The sequence below is a fragment of the Burkholderia sp. Bp9142 genome (genome assembly GCF_003853415.1).
GTDB lineage: Bacteria > Pseudomonadota > Gammaproteobacteria > Burkholderiales > Burkholderiaceae > Burkholderia.
In genome coordinates this window covers 219,914-232,543 of the sequence record NZ_QTPP01000004.1, presented here as the reverse complement: position 1 = coordinate 232,543, position 12,630 = coordinate 219,914, and the positions used below count along the sequence as shown (strand labels likewise).

Below are 12,630 nucleotides of genomic sequence, written 5' to 3'. Positions count from 1 at the left end.
CGCCTCGCCGCAAGACGTACGTCAATCGGCGCCGGCGTCGTCCGACATGAACGCACGCATGAACACGAGCGCGCCGAAACCCCAGAGCGCGTTCGCCGCGAAACCGGCTGTGAGCACCGGCATCATGTTGCCCGATGGCCAGATCCCGCGCAGCGGATCGATCGCGAACACGCGTGCGGCCGTCAGCACGATGCCGCCGAACACCAGCGCGCCGATCCACGGCGCCTCGCGCTCCGGCGACACGCGCAGCAGCCACGCCATCGGGATCGCGCAGCACGCGCTGATCAGCGCGTTCGCGACAAATTCAGGAATGCCGAGCGGCGCGAACGGTTGCGTGGAGAAGCCGGCTGCGGCGATCAGGTCGGCCGTGTGCAGGAGCGCGAGCGTCGCTTCGCGAAAGAAGAGGGCGGCCAGGAAGCCGGACAGGAACGGCAGGATGACTTTCTGCATCGATGAGTGCATTGCAGGCGCGTACGGCCGGGGCCGTACGCGCGAAGTTATTCGGACAGGTGCGTCATTATAGGGCCCGGCTAGGGCCCGGCCGACGCGATATTCGCTGGAGCGTCGTGCTAATCACGAAAGCGGAAAACCTAAGCTCAAAAAAATCGTTCCAAAGCCCTGCACCGATCCATAGACTGATTTCCCAGAAACAGCCGTGCAATCGCGTACTCGCCCGCTGCACGGCCCGACCGGCGAGCCATCCCGATTCGAACGCACACCATGCATGCGTCGCTCGTCCGCGACGCGAGTAGGCCTCGTTTTATCCAGATTCCGGCAAGAACAGTCAAGCAGGAGCAGCAGATGAATGTTTTCTGGTTTATCCCCACGCACGGCGACAGCCGTTATCTCGGCACCGCCGAAGGCGCGCGCGCCGCGGACTACGATTATTTCAAGCAGATCGCCGTCGCGGCCGACACGCTCGGCTATGAAGGCGTGCTGCTGCCGACCGGCCGTTCCTGCGAGGATGCGTGGGTCGTCGCGTCGAGCCTGATTCCGGCGACGCAGCGCCTGAAGTTCCTGGTCGCGGTGCGTCCGGGCATTGCATCGCCGGGGCTGGCCGCGCGGATGGCCGCGACCTTCGACCGCCTGTCGGGCGGCCGCCTGCTGATCAACGTCGTGACGGGGGGCGATGCCGCCGAGCTCGAAGGCGATGGACTGTTCGCCGATCACGACACGCGCTACGAGATCACCGACGATTTCCTGCACATCTGGCGCGGGCTGCTTGCCGCATCGCACGACAACGGCGGCTTCGACTACATCGGCAAGCACCTTCAGTCGAAGGGCGGCAAGGCGCTTTACCCGCCCGTGCAGCGTCCGCATCCGCCGTTGTGGTTCGGCGGGTCGTCGCCGGCCGCGCACGCGATCGCCGCGGATCACATCGACACCTATCTGACCTGGGGAGAGCCGCCCGAGGCCGTCGCGAAGAAGATCGCCGACATCCGTGCGCGCGCCGAATCGCGCGGCCGCAAGATCCGGTTCGGCATCCGCATGCACGTGATCGTGCGCGAGACCGAGGACGAAGCATGGCGCGATGCCGAGCGCCTCATCAGCCGTCTCGACGACGAGACGATCGCCCGTGCGCAGAAGGCATTCTCGAACATGGATTCGGAAGGCCAGCGCCGGATGGCCGCGTTGCACGGCGGCAAGCGCGGCGGCCGCGAGGCGCTCGAGGTGTATCCGAACCTGTGGGCCGGTGTCGGGCTCGTACGTGGGGGCGCCGGTACCGCGCTCGTCGGCAATCCCGAGCAGGTCGCGGAGCGCATGCGCGAATACGCGGACCTCGGCATCGAGACGTTCATCCTGTCCGGCTATCCGCACCTCGAGGAGTCTTACCGTTTTGCCGAGCTCGTGTTCCCGCTGATCAAGGGCGAGGGTGCAAAGCGGCCGTCCGGCCCGCTGTCGGGTCCGTTCGGCGAGATCGTCGGCAACAACTACCTGCCTAAGGCAAGCCAGAGCTGAGCGAAGGAGGCCTGCGATGACAACGAAAACGTCGACGGCCGCTGCCGCCGTGGCCGCTCGCACGTGGCGCGGTATCGCGCCGTGGCTCGTGCCGCTCGCGCTGCTGGCCGCATGGGAGATCGGCGCGCGCGTCGGCTGGCTGTCGACCCGCGTGCTGCCCGAACCGGTGGCGGTCGTGCGCGCCGCGTGGTCGCTCGTGACCTCGGGCGAGATGTGGGCGAACGTGAAGGTGAGTACCTGGCGCGCGCTGTTCGGTTTCGCGATCGGCGGCGGCGTCGGCCTGGCGCTCGGGCTCGCGACCGGCCTGTCGAAAGCGGCAGAGGTCGCGCTCGATTCGACGATCCAGATGATCCGCAACATCCCCGCGCTCGCGATGATTCCGCTCGTGATCCTGTGGTTCGGCATCGACGAGAAGGCGAAGCTGTTCCTCGTCGCGCTCGGCGTGTTCTTTCCGGTCTACATCAACACGTATCACGGGATCCGCTCGGTCGACGCGAACCTGATCGAGATGGCGAAGAGCTACGGCGTGCGCGGCTTCGCGCTGTATCGCGACGTGATCCTGCCCGGCGCATTGCCGTCGATTCTCGTCGGCGTGCGCTTCGCGCTCGGGCTGATGTGGGTGATGCTGATCGTCGCGGAAACGATTTCCGCGCAGTCGGGCATCGGCTACATGACGATGAACGCGCGCGAATTCCTGCAAACCGATGTGGTGGTGGTCGGCATCCTGCTGTATGCGGTGCTCGGCAAGCTGGCCGACGTGCTGGCGAAATGGATCGAGCGCGTGACGCTGCGCTGGCACCCCGCTTATCAATCAGGAGCAAAGGCATGAATGCGACCACTTCGGCGGCCGCCTACGGCCCGCTCGCCGGCGCAGACCTCGAGGCCGAACTGGCGCAGGCGCGCGTGACCGACGACGACGCACGGGATGCGGCGATCGTCGATCGGGACGGCGGCGCATCCGTCGTTCCGCTTGCACGGCGGCGCACCGGCAGCCCGGCACAGGACGACGCGGTGACGCTGTCGGGTGTCAGCAAGCGTTTCGGCACACGGACCGTGCTCGACAACGTCGAACTCGGCATCGCGCGCGGCAGCTTCGTCGCGATCGTCGGCCGCAGCGGCTGCGGGAAATCCACGCTGCTGCGCCTCGTCGCAGGGCTCGAGGCGCCGAGCAGCGGTGCGCTCGTGACGCGCGGCGAGGGCGGCGGCACGCTCGACACGCGGATCATGTACCAGGATGCACGGTTGCTGCCGTGGAAGACCGTGCTGCAGAACGTGATGCTGGGCCTTGGTCGCGGCGCGCGCGATCAGGCACGCGCGGTGCTCGACGAAGTCGGGCTGCTCGAGCGGGCGAACGACTGGCCCGCGCAGTTGTCGGGCGGCCAGCGGCAGCGCGTCGCGCTCGCGCGGGCGCTCGTGCACCGGCCGCAACTGCTGCTGCTCGACGAGCCGCTCGGCGCGCTCGACGCGCTGACCCGGATCGAGATGCATGCGCTGATCGAGCGGTTGTGGCGCGAGCATCGGTTCACCGCGTTGCTCGTCACGCACGACGTGCAGGAAGCCGTCGCGCTCGGCGACCGCATCCTGCTGATCGAGCAGGGGCGGGTCGCCCTCGATCAGCCGGTGCCGCTCGACCGGCCGCGTGCGCGCGCATCGGCCGCGTTCGCCGCGCTGGAAGACCGTGTGCTGCAACGCGTGCTCGCCGGTGGCGCCGGCGGGGCCGATCAGCGCACGGCGCTTGAAGTCGATCACGTACGACCGGTCGGGCAGATTCGCTGGGCCGTTTAATTCCGGGCGGCACCGGCCGCCTGTTCTCAGACTTTTTTCTTCGGAGCGATCAACCCGATGAGCATCACTGCAATCAACGTGCGTAACCAGTTCAAAGGCAAGGTGAAGGAGATCATTCGCGGGCCGGTGGTGTCCGAGGTCGACGTCGAGACGCCGTTCGGCATCGTCACGTCGGTGATCACGACGCGTTCGGTCGACGAACTCGAGCTGAAGGTCGGCGCGGAAGTCGTCGCGCTCGTGAAGTCCACCGAAGTGTCGATCGCGCGCCTCTGAGCGCGGGTCTTCCGTGCCGGGGTGGCGCGGGCGGTCTGTCCGTCCGCGACGCACCGGCTTTCGCGTCGCGCGTTTGCCTCGGTATTCGGCGTCCGGATGAAGTGCTAGGATGGAACGACACCGACGCCGGAGGCCAACGCATGACCCCCATCCTTTCTCCCGAAGCCATCGAGGCGCTGAAGTGGATCGACCAGTTCGGCGACAGCCGGCCGGTTCCGGCCGCGTTCGACGATGTCGTCTATGCGTTGCTGAACGAAGGGCTGATCTACCAGGCGGCGGCCGACCGCGTCGACCTGACCGCCGACGGCAAATCCATTTTGTCTAACGAATACGATTGAGCGCACGGCGCCGGCCGCCGAGGCGGCCTGGCGCTGCGTCGCCACGGAGCGTGCGATGGAACCGAGAGGCAGTGATCTCGGCGATTTCAGCGAGCCGTACCGCGGCTACGAGATCGAGGTGAAGACCGAGCAGGTGTGGGACGGCGAGCATGCGCACTACCGCGTGCTGGAAGGCGCGGCCGTGCGGATCGACTGGCGGCTCGTGAAGGTCGACGGGATGCTGCTCACCGAGCGGCGCGTGATCGAGCGCGTACTCGACGAGGCGCGGCGGGCCATCGACGCCGAACTGGGCGAGGGCGGGCCGGTCTAGTCAGGCTGCCGGGCCGGTCGGGTCGCGTTGCGGTAAAATCTCGGGTTGTTTCCCGCGCCGCTTGCTGCCCCGAATTCCATGTCCGCACCGTCCTCGCTTCCTCCCCGCCGCGTTTCCGTGGCGCCCATGCTCGACTGGACCGACCGTCATTGCCGGTCGTTCCATCGCACGCTGACGCGCGACACGTGGCTGTATACGGAAATGATCACGACGGGCGCGCTGCTGTTCGGCGACGCGCAGCGGCATCTCGCGTTCGCGCCGAACGAGTCGCCGGTCGCGCTGCAGTTGGGCGGCAGCGAACCGGACGATCTCGCGCGCGCCGCGAAGCTCGGCGAGCAGTGGGGCTATGACGAGATCAACCTGAATTGCGGCTGTCCGTCCGAGCGTGTGCAGCGCGGTGCGTTCGGCGCGTGCCTGATGAACGAGCCGCAACTCGTCGCCGACTGCGTGAAGGCGATGTGCGATGCGGTGTCGGTGCCGGTCACGGTCAAGCACCGGATCGGTGTCGACGCTGTCGAGGATTATGCATTCGTGCGGGACTTCGTCGGCAAGGTGGCGGAAGCGGGCTGCGAGACGTTCGTCGTGCACGCACGCAATGCGATCCTGAAGGGGCTGTCGCCGAAGGAGAACCGCGAGATCCCGCCGCTCAAGTACGACTATGCGTATCAGCTGAAGCGCGATTTCCCGTCGCTGGAGATCGTGATCAACGGCGGGATCAAGACGCTCGACGAAGTCGCGCAGCATCTCGAGCATGTCGACGGCGTGATGCTCGGCCGCGAGGCTTATCACAACCCGTATGTGCTCGCGGGCGTCGATGGGCGCTTCTATGGTTCGACCGCTGCGGTGCCGACGCGCGAAGAGGCCGAGGCGAAACTGATCGAATACTGCGCGGCGGAACTGAAGCGCGGCACGTATCTCGGTGCGATCGTCCGGCACGCACTCGGGCTGTATCGCGGTGTCGCGGGTGCGCGCGGTTGGCGTCGCGTGCTGTCGGACAACAAGAAGCTCGCGCGCGCCGATCTGGCCGTGTTCGACGAGGCGCGCGCGCATCTGAACGACGCTCTCGAAAATTTTGAAAAAAATGCTTTGCAAGACGGAAAAGTCTTCGTATAATCTTGTTCTTCGCTGCTGAACACGAAACGAAACAGCGAAGAAACAAAGTAGTATCAGTGGTGGCTGTAGCTCAGTTGGTAGAGTCCAGGATTGTGATTCCTGTCGTCGTGGGTTCGAGTCCCATCAGCCACCCCAAAAAATTCAATGACTTGCAGCGCGATTAGCCGATCCCGCAGCAAGTTTTGGAAGATGGGCTTTCGGAAAAACGGAAGCTCATCTTCCAAGAGAAACCCGCCATCGAGCGGGTTTTTTGTTTTTGGGTTCTACGCATTGCGCGTATTTGACGGCGGCGATCGTGGGTTTCCCGCATCATGCGCTCATTTGACCAGCCCGAGCATCCACGACGTGCGCTTCCTTTCGCAGTAGTGCATCAGTCACGACCGGTTCGTATTCGACCGCTCCGGCTGTTCGCTTCGGCTTGTGTTGCCGAAGAGATGGACGCTTGTGGTCCGCTGTAGCGCGAGTGCATCGTCTATCACGGTTTTCAGCTCGCGCGAACAACTGCGCGAGTTTCACGCGCTGTTGTTCGCCTGCCTTCCGCTTCCCGATTGGTACCTCGACATCTTCCCGGCGGATGCCGTGACGGTGCAGTTCGTGAAACTCGGTATCGTCGCGCAGACGGGACAGTCAATTGATCCAGGCGCAATCGCATGTCCAGATCAAGTTATCGCAGCTGGCGTGATCACTGGCCCATTGCCTTCAACTTCAGCCATCTGAGCGGCGCGGTGACGCGCCAACTTGATGAGGCAAGGAGTGCATGCTTCTCGCGCTCAAGTTCGTCAATGCGCTTTGCACCGGAGGCAACTTGAATTTCGAGGCTATCCCGCTCTGCATCATGTGACGCGAGTTGCGATCGAAGCTGATTCGATTCCGCTTCGGCTGCCGCGCGATATGCATCGAAATCGGCTGCGACGCGATGCGCTTCGGCAAGCACGTATGAGGCCCGATCGAGAGTTGAAAGCCGTGCGATGAGGTCGGTCCGGTCGAACCCGGCGACGAGATTCGGAAATCGGAATTGCAGGGTATGCTCGTAGCCGACTACGTATGCATCGTCTTCTGCGGTCAGATCTAGATAACGAGTACCGTCGACGGCATATACGTACGGGAAGATGCTCAAAAGCCGCTCACGAAATTCCGGATAGGTGATGCGCCGGAACATATTGAGGCAGAAATGGTTCATTTCCAGCACAACACGAGGCTTGAAGCGCTGTAGCGTCTCGCGACCGCCTTCGAATACATCGAGTTCAAACCCTTCAACATCGATCTTTATGAAATCGATGCGGTCAAGTCCGAGCGAAGGGAATGCCTCGTCGAGCGTGCGCACCGGAACATCAACTTGGAAATACCCCGTATTGGCGATATGAAATTGGTTGGCGACGAATGCGCCAGCTGAATCGCCTTCGGAGCCTTGCATAGGCAGCGTTCCGGTCTGTTTTCCGAGGGCGAAATTATGTATCGCTACGTTGGAAATCATGCCAACGTTCTTGGACAGATTCGCGAATGTCCGCGGCACCGGCTCAAACGCGACCACTTTGCCGTCACTGACAATCTGCGAAAGCGCGAGCGCGGTGCAGCCGATATTGGCGCCTATATCGAGTACTTGCGCACCGCTGTCGCACAATACCGCAAGCATCGATACAAGTTGCGGTTCGAATGGGTCAGTCAGCTTTGCTATATAGCTGTCGCTGTCGTTGCCCTGGATGAGCCATCGTCTTCCGCCAATGCCAACACTGCGTTCCATAGTTATCTCTCGAAAGAAAGAAGTTTGTGGATTGCCGTTGAAGCCGGTCGAAAGTATAACGTCAACACTATCTCAAGCCGCCTCGCAGCCGCTTTTCCGTTACGGGGCTCGGCGAAGAGCGATCTTGCGAGGAGCGCCGCGAGGGTGAGGCCCATTCGACTTCTCGATGCCGCAACTCGGTGCCGTCACGCCATTCGAGCGTTGTTGCCCGGTCACCTCTGCGTCGTTCGTGGACCCGCAAAGCAAAGCGGTCGTCGCGGCATGCCCATTGCCCCGCACATTGGCGGAATAAGCCAGTGACTTGGCGTAAAGCGCCAATGCTTGACATACTTACATTCGTGTAATGTATCGGTTCCTCGTGCCCTCAGCTTTGCAGGGCCGTTCGGTCCCGACGACCTGGAAGGCGTCGGGGCATTTTTTTGGCGGCGGCGCCGTCGTGCGGCATCTCATGCGATTCGCGATTTGCGATTCGGCCCGCAGTCGAAACAATCGGCTTCTACGAGCACAACGGCTGGCGATTGACGGGCGTCGAAACCAGCTTCATCGACCGGACGTCGGTCACCGACCGGATTTACGTGATCGAGGCCTGGCGGCCTGTCGGCGTCGAATCGAACGGCTGCCCGCTGCACGACCCATTCCGCAAACGACGAAGCGTCGCGTCCGTCACTCGCCGCAATACCGCACGAGCAGATCCGCCTCCGTTTCATGCACCTCGACGGGCAGGCTCGTCGCCCCCGCATACGCCAGATAGCGCGCGCGATGCTGGCCGTTCCGGAACGACGCGACGCCGACTTTCGACAGGCCCGGAATGCCGAGCAGCGTCCGCGTTCTTGTTTCGCGAAACGTGATGAACGGCATGTCGGGAATCCGGGCCTTGGCCGGGTCGAGGAAATCGCGGATGCCGGCGGCCTTGCCGGGCGCCCAGTACTGAACCGACGGCAGCACGTAGTCGGTCGTGTCGCGGTCGGCGCAAGCGAGCAGTTTCGTCAGGTCGACCGTCACGACGCGATGCCGCGAGTCGTCGGATGCGAATACCCGCTTGAGATGCGTATAGGCATAGGCGGCATGTCCGGGAAGCTGGATGATCCAGACATCGACGCCGTCATGTTGTGCCCGAGCGAGTGTCATGGTTTCCTTGGGTGGGGCATGTGATCTTTGTGGCCCGAGTCTAGCAGTGCGGCGGCGGAGCACGCAGATGTCCGGAACAGCAGGAGTGAAATCACGCGCGAAAGAACGCGGCGCGGAATCGGACACGGAACGGATGCGGCCAGACATTTTCAGTCGATGTCGACAGTTTGCGAGATTATCGCGATATGACGGGAGCGTTCCGGTTGAAAGAGTGAGTTGCCGCACAGACGGTTGCACGGGCCACGATCACACTCTGGCCGGTTGACCGTTCTACCCCGGCCCGGTCAACCGTTTCCCCGCTCGCTCGCGCAGGAGCGGGGGCTTTTTGCCCGCCCGACGCATGCAGGCCGCGTCGGCAGAACCGGACAGGCGTTCGGCAGGCGGCGCTTCGCGTCCCGGCATCCGTTCGCCTGATCCGCATGAATCGCTTTCCTCGTGCCTGAGCAATCGCTTGGGCCCATCGCCGGTTACGGCCGGCGATGCCTGGGTCCCGGCGGCGCGCGATCGCGCTGCCGGGATGCTTTTTGACCCGGACCCGTCAAGGCCCGGTCGCGCGCAACGCGTGTGTCAGCCGGATCAGCCTGCCTGCTCGACGCTGGTTTCCCAGCCGTCGTATTCTCCGCCGAGCGAGCGGATCTCGCGATTGATCTCGAGCGTATGGTGCGTGATGTCGGCCAGCGCCATCGTGCCTTCGTGCGCAAACCGCACGGCCGATTTGCCATCCTCGGTCGGTGCGACCGATTCGACCAGGTAGCCTTTCGACTCGGCCCAGTCGGCGAACTGGTGCGCGTCGCTCGGCTCCGGGAAGTAGGCCCAGTGCATCACGCGCCGGCGGATATCGCTCACGTCGCCTTTCTGCCGCAGTGCTTCGAGCACGCGCATGTCGCGCATCAGCTGCCAGTCGTCGTCGGTCGGATAGAGCGTGCGCCAGTACGTTTCCTTGTCCGGATCGTCCTGGTATGCATACTGAAGTGCGTAGGTCGTCTGTTCGGCCAGCGAGTCGATGATCTCGGCCGCGGCTTCCTCGTCGAACGGCACGTAGAACAGGAAATCCTGGTTGCCGTCGACCGTGATGCGGCCGACCTGTACGCCGTTTTTCGCGGTCACGGCGGCGTCCAACAGATCCTCGATCTTCGTGAGATCGGCGAACTCGGCACCGCTCGGCAGGCCGTCGGGCGTCAGATGCGCAAGCGTGACGCGCACGCTGAGCAGCGACGTGCGCGGGTCGCTTTCGGCGATTTCCGCAAAGCCGTGATTGAAGCTGATGAAGGCCTGATGGTCGCCCATTCTGGCAGGGAAGGTTCCCCAGGCGTCGGTCATGTGTTTCTCCCGTGCACGATTGTCTGTTGACGGTTACAAAGCGTCCCAATGTATCATCGAAAATCGCGCTGGCCGACGCCGCGCGGACGATCCCGCATCCTGCCGGCCGCGGTGGCGGTCGAATTCGCGTGATATCGCGCGATCGCCGGCTTCCATCGTCAGGCGTTCGCTCGGCAGCAACCGTTTCGAAGGAGATTCCGATGTCGATGTTCGCGGTGAATGGTGTCCGAATCGATGTGCTCAGTGCGCGCGTGACGCATGTGCGCTGGGCAGCCGTCAATCCGGCGGACCGGTCGTGGGCGGCAACGCCGAGCGAGGCGTCGGTGGCGGAAGTGGCGCGCGCGCTTGCGGCGGGCAACGACGTTCACGCCGTATTCGACGAAGCGGACGGAACGGCGGTGGGGCCGAGGCTGAAGCGCGTGCTGTATCGCGACGCGTCGGAAGGGATCGAACTCGACATCGACGCCACGAACGAGTCGCGTACGCTGCGTGATCTTCCACAGATCTGAGCGGCGTTCGACGCGTGTTCACGCAAGCCGTCCACAAAAACGAATCACGCTGCCGCGCACGAAACCGCGGCCAGATACACAGTCACCCCGTTGGCCACTGCACTCTGCCTGATGCTCGCGGCCTGTCAGACTGAATCGGTACAGCCCTCTCGCGAGACCGCATCGGCCGCGGTTCCCGCATCGTCGCCGGCGATGCCGATTCGCGGAATCGGTCTCGCACCGCACCTCGCGGGCAGAGTCGCTGGGCGGTCGGTCAATGCACGTCCAACGGCGCGGTCAAGGTAGGCAATTGACGGGAGCGGCCGACGCGATGAACGAACAGGCAAGCGCAACCAAGGATTCCGTCTGGCATGTCGATCCGGTTGCGGGTACGGTGACCGGCGCGTTGCCGATGGCCCTGCGGGTCGACGGCCGCGGTTTCAGAAGCAAGGCGATCATCAGCGCGGTGCTGGCCGGCCTGTCGCGAGCGAATAAAAAAATCTCGGCACGCGTGTCGATTTCCGTCGAGCCCGTCCGTCGTGGCATTGGAGGCGTGCGCATCGTGCGTCCGTCCCGATTTTCGACACGACAACCGACTGAAGGAGCGACACCCATGGCCACGTCCGTCAACCCGATCCCGGAAGGGATGCGCACGCTGACGCCGCATCTGATCTGCGCCGGCGCAGCCGCAGCCATCGATTTCTACAAGCGTGCGTTCAACGCGACCGAACGGTTCCGCCTGCCGACCCCGGACGGCCGGCTTGCGCACGCGTGCCTCGCAATTGGCGATTCGACGCTGATGCTCGTGGATGAAATGCCGGAGCATGGCGCACTCGGACCGAAGGCGCTGAAAGGCACGCCGGTCTGCCTGCACCTGTTCGTGCCGGACACCGACGCGGCGATCGCGCAGGCCGTCGCGGCCGGCGCAACGGTCAAGATGCCGGCCGCCGACATGTTCTGGGGCGATCGCTATGGGCAGGTGGAGGATCCGTTCGGCCATCGCTGGTCGATGGCGACCCATCAACGCGATCTCACGCCCGAGCAGATCGCGGAAGCGATGGCGAGCGCGCCGCCGTGCGGAAGCTGACCGCGCCGGGCGAACCGGGCTGACGTGGCGCGCGGTTCGTCCGCGCTCAGGCGCCGGCGGCCTTGCTGCGTTGCTTGTCCTCGTACATGCGGCGATCGGCCGATTCGAGCAGGTCGGCCACCGTGTGATGCCGCGCGGGATCGTATGCGACGTGGCCGACACTGAACCGGATCGCATAGCCGCGTGCGTCGGCCGCGTTGCGCAGCGCGAGTGCCCGCGTGACGCGTTCGATCGGCTCGCCGACCTCGGCCGGATCGGCGGCGCTCGACAGCACGACGAATTCGTCGCCGCCGAGCCGGGCGATCACGTCGCTGTCGCGCAGCGCACCGGTCAGCGTGTCCGCGAAAGTCTTGAGCGCGCGGTCGCCTTCGGCATGACCGAAGCGATCGTTGATCGCCTTGAAGCCGTTCAGGTCGAAGAACAGCAATACCGCGTGCCGGCCCGTGCGATCACACAGGCTCAGCACGTGACGCGCGAGAATCTCGAAGCCGCGCCGGTTCGTCAGTTGGGTCAGCTCGTCGGTCGTCGCGAGATGCAGCGCCGCGATTTCGCGTTCGGTCATGTGCGCGAGATCGCCGAGCAGCGCGAGTTCCCGATACGGCCGCGTTCCACGACTGCATGTCGAACAGCATCGCGCATTCTCCATTGCACAGCCACGATGGGGCGGGGCAGGCCGTCGGTGCGATGCAGGTGCTTCACACGTCATGCGTAGCTGCACGACACGCAACTTGATGTCCGGTGCCTCAAGCTGTCCGACGTGACGCCGTAAACAGGGTGAGATCAATCGTTCATCTATCGCACCATGGTTCGGATTCTGTACGCGGGGTATCTCGCGTTTGCGCTGTACCTGCTCTATCCGATGGTCCAGAACACGCTGGCCATCAGCACGGACTGCGTACTCGGCGCGCTGCCGGGCGGCAATCGCGATCTGCCGAAGCTTTCGGCAAGCGATGCGCATGCGCGGGCGGGCCGGTGTGTCGTCGCGCAGATCGCCGAGCGAGCGCCCGACAATCACCGATTGCATTGATGCCGCTGATCGCGGTGCCGCCACGCCTGGCGTGCCGGCCACTCGGCCAGGTTGATTGGCG

At 64.2% G+C, this 12,630-nt stretch carries 14 protein-coding genes, 1 tRNA gene and 2 pseudogenes; 12 read left to right on the top strand and 5 right to left on the bottom strand.

What is annotated here, in order from left to right; all coding sequences use genetic code 11:
* Positions 1-21: 21 nt before the first annotated feature.
* The gene (locus DIE22_RS06830) at positions 22-450 is read right to left on the bottom strand and encodes a hypothetical protein (protein ID WP_124497490.1); all 429 of its coding nucleotides are present in this window, start codon (positions 448-450) and stop codon (positions 22-24) included.
* A 351-nt stretch (positions 451-801) separates the two neighbouring features.
* On the opposite strand from DIE22_RS06830, the gene ssuD reads away from it, so the two are divergent.
* The 8 genes from ssuD (at position 802) to DIE22_RS06790 (ending at position 5,913) form a co-directional block, all read left to right on the top strand.
* Positions 802-1,959: an FMNH2-dependent alkanesulfonate monooxygenase gene (ssuD, locus tag DIE22_RS06825; RefSeq protein WP_124497491.1), complete on the top strand. Its 1,158-nt coding sequence runs from the start codon at positions 802-804 to the stop codon at positions 1,957-1,959.
* A 16-nt stretch (positions 1,960-1,975) separates the two neighbouring features.
* The gene (ssuC, locus tag DIE22_RS06820; RefSeq protein WP_124497492.1) at positions 1,976-2,788 is read left to right on the top strand and encodes an aliphatic sulfonate ABC transporter permease SsuC; all 813 of its coding nucleotides are present in this window, start codon (positions 1,976-1,978) and stop codon (positions 2,786-2,788) included.
* Positions 2,785-3,744, top strand: a complete 960-nt coding sequence (locus tag DIE22_RS06815) for an ATP-binding cassette domain-containing protein (RefSeq protein WP_124497493.1) — start codon at positions 2,785-2,787, stop codon at positions 3,742-3,744. The genes ssuC and DIE22_RS06815 overlap by 4 nt, the downstream gene beginning before the upstream one ends.
* 57 nt (positions 3,745-3,801) lie before the next feature.
* Complete coding sequence (locus tag DIE22_RS06810) at positions 3,802-4,017, top strand: molybdopterin-binding protein (RefSeq protein ID WP_006400187.1); 216 nt, start codon at positions 3,802-3,804, stop codon at positions 4,015-4,017.
* 140 nt (positions 4,018-4,157) lie between these two features.
* The gene (locus tag DIE22_RS06805) at positions 4,158-4,355 is read left to right on the top strand and encodes a hypothetical protein (protein WP_014897153.1); all 198 of its coding nucleotides are present in this window, start codon (positions 4,158-4,160) and stop codon (positions 4,353-4,355) included.
* Between the two features lie 55 nt (positions 4,356-4,410).
* Positions 4,411-4,665: a hypothetical protein gene (locus DIE22_RS06800; RefSeq protein WP_124497494.1), complete on the top strand. Its 255-nt coding sequence runs from the start codon at positions 4,411-4,413 to the stop codon at positions 4,663-4,665.
* A gap of 126 nt (positions 4,666-4,791) precedes the next feature.
* Positions 4,792-5,778 (top strand): tRNA dihydrouridine(20/20a) synthase DusA, encoded by a 987-nt coding sequence (dusA, locus tag DIE22_RS06795; protein ID WP_260426623.1) that lies wholly within the window; start codon positions 4,792-4,794, stop codon positions 5,776-5,778.
* 59 nt (positions 5,779-5,837) lie between these two features.
* Positions 5,838-5,913: transfer RNA gene (locus DIE22_RS06790), tRNA-His, on the top strand.
* A 547-nt stretch (positions 5,914-6,460) separates the two neighbouring features.
* Here DIE22_RS06790 and DIE22_RS06785 read toward each other — a convergent pair.
* The 3 genes from DIE22_RS06785 to DIE22_RS06770 form a co-directional block, all read right to left on the bottom strand.
* A complete protein-coding gene (locus DIE22_RS06785) occupies positions 6,461-7,519 on the bottom strand; it encodes an FkbM family methyltransferase (protein ID WP_124497496.1) in 1,059 nt (352 codons plus the stop codon).
* A 663-nt stretch (positions 7,520-8,182) separates the two neighbouring features.
* Positions 8,183-8,647, bottom strand: a complete 465-nt coding sequence (locus DIE22_RS06775; RefSeq protein ID WP_124497618.1) for a plasmid fertility inhibition factor family protein — start codon at positions 8,645-8,647, stop codon at positions 8,183-8,185.
* Between the two features lie 576 nt (positions 8,648-9,223).
* Entirely contained in the window at positions 9,224-9,967 is a 744-nt protein-coding gene (locus DIE22_RS06770; protein ID WP_124604772.1) for a DUF695 domain-containing protein, read from the bottom strand.
* Positions 9,968-10,167: 200 nt separating this feature from the next.
* Between DIE22_RS06770 and DIE22_RS06765 the strand changes: the two genes are divergently transcribed.
* The 3 genes and pseudogenes from DIE22_RS06765 (at position 10,168) to DIE22_RS06755 (ending at position 11,542) form a co-directional block, all read left to right on the top strand.
* Positions 10,168-10,476 carry a phosphatidylserine/phosphatidylglycerophosphate/cardiolipin synthase gene (locus tag DIE22_RS06765; protein ID WP_124497619.1) on the top strand — a complete coding sequence of 103 codons (309 nt, stop codon included), beginning with the start codon at positions 10,168-10,170 and terminating at the stop codon, positions 10,474-10,476.
* 111 nt (positions 10,477-10,587) lie between these two features.
* Positions 10,588-10,769, top strand: a pseudogene (locus tag DIE22_RS39165) (hypothetical protein).
* A 299-nt stretch (positions 10,770-11,068) separates the two neighbouring features.
* The gene (locus DIE22_RS06755; RefSeq protein WP_124604771.1) at positions 11,069-11,542 is read left to right on the top strand and encodes a VOC family protein; all 474 of its coding nucleotides are present in this window, start codon (positions 11,069-11,071) and stop codon (positions 11,540-11,542) included.
* A 46-nt stretch (positions 11,543-11,588) separates the two neighbouring features.
* Here the strand turns inward: DIE22_RS06755 and DIE22_RS06750 are convergent.
* Positions 11,589-12,137 (bottom strand): annotated as a pseudogene (locus DIE22_RS06750) (GGDEF domain-containing protein); the annotation flags it as partial.
* Between the two features lie 207 nt (positions 12,138-12,344).
* On the opposite strand from DIE22_RS06750, the gene DIE22_RS06745 reads away from it, so the two are divergent.
* Positions 12,345-12,569 (top strand): hypothetical protein, encoded by a 225-nt coding sequence (locus tag DIE22_RS06745; RefSeq protein ID WP_124604770.1) that lies wholly within the window; start codon positions 12,345-12,347, stop codon positions 12,567-12,569.
* Positions 12,570-12,630: the final 61 nt, after the last annotated feature.